This window comes from Neisseria sp. P0009.S007 (assembly GCF_051962515.1).
In genome coordinates this window covers 1-1,355 of the sequence record NZ_JBQCVF010000366.1, presented here as the reverse complement: position 1 = coordinate 1,355, position 1,355 = coordinate 1, and the positions used below count along the sequence as shown (strand labels likewise).

Here is a 1,355-nt window from a genome sequence, read left to right as displayed (position 1 = left end):
CAGCAAGGCCGGGGCAAAAGTATGCACGGGATTGATTGCCAAATGCGGATAGGCAATATGGCCTTGCTTGCCTTTGACGGTCAGATTGCCCGACAGCGAGCCGCGGCGGCCGTTTTTCAACATATCGCCTAATTTATTCACGGCAGTCGGTTCACCGACGATACAGTAATCAATCAACTCGCCGCGCGCTTTCAACACATCGACGACTTTGGTCGTGCCGTCCAGCGCATCACCCTCTTCGTCCGAAGTAATCAGGAGCGCGATGCTGCCTTGATGATTGGGATTTTCGGCAACGAATCGCTCGCAGGCGGTAACAAAACAGGCAATGCTGGTTTTCATGTCCGCCGCGCCGCGGCCATACAGACGGCCTTCACGCTCGGTCGGTTCAAACGGGGGCGAATCCCATTTTTCAACAGGGCCTGTCGGCACAACGTCGGTATGCCCGGCAAAGCAGAACACCGGAGCCTGCGTACCGCGGCGCAACCAAACATTTTTGGTGTCTCCAAAATGAAGCTCTTCTACGGCAAAACCGATTTTTTGCAGGCGTTCGGCCAGCAGTTGTTGGCAGTTCTGATCATCCGGCGTAACGGACGGGCGGGAAATCAGCTCTTTGGCAAGTTCTAGGGATTTAGTTTCGGTCATATTTGTTCACTTTGAGAAACAGGCCATCTGAAACGTTCTGAATATGATTTTCAGACGGCCTTGAGTTCATTTGAAGATACTGAATGGGCAGTCTGCCTTTCGGTATTCTGAGTTATTTTCCATGGCAAGCTTCATAAAGTGGCAGTAAGTCTTCCACTGTTTCCACTATCCATTTCGCGACATCCTGCTTGCCTAAATCATCACGTTCGATGTGCTTCCCGATACAGAAGAAATCTTTGTCGTCTCGAAGCTTTCTATCGCCGTCGCTTTGCTGGGCGACGGTACGATAATCGTCATATTCGCTTTCCGCGCCGTGCCACATATCGAAGGAAGCGTATTTTTCAGTATCAAAATTATCTAGCCATCGGTTGTAATCGGGCAGCGCAATAGGTGAAACATCGGCTTTATAGCAGTGCCAATCCAAGCTGACGCTCAAACGGCGGCGGTTGAGCAAAATCGATAAAATCGCTGCGGAATTTTTATATTGTTCGTATTTAAAATAGGCAAAAAAATGAGCGCGTACCTGCCAGCCGTTACACCAGCGTTCGATATGCGGCGGCGCGAACGGTGCACCCAATTCGGCGGCAACCTGCTGGATTAGCTGCTGCCATACCTGCCAGTTTTCTTTATAGTCTACCTTGATTTGCGGAATGCTTTCAGGCTGGTATTTTTTAAGCTGGGAAAACTGGAAAAAAGGGATATTGAACAAATCG

At 49.9% G+C, this 1,355-nt stretch carries 2 protein-coding genes; both read right to left on the bottom strand.

All coding sequences use genetic code 11. From position 1 onward, the window contains the following. Positions 1–642: succinyl-diaminopimelate desuccinylase (dapE, locus tag ACTHS3_RS13310; RefSeq protein ID WP_440368166.1), on the bottom strand; the 642-nt coding region annotated here is incomplete at its 3' end. A 112-nt stretch (positions 643–754) separates the two neighbouring features. Continuing rightward, positions 755–1,355, bottom strand: a 601-nt coding sequence (locus ACTHS3_RS13305) for a glucose-6-phosphate 1-dehydrogenase family protein (RefSeq protein ID WP_440368165.1), incomplete at its 5' end; no start/stop codon positions are given.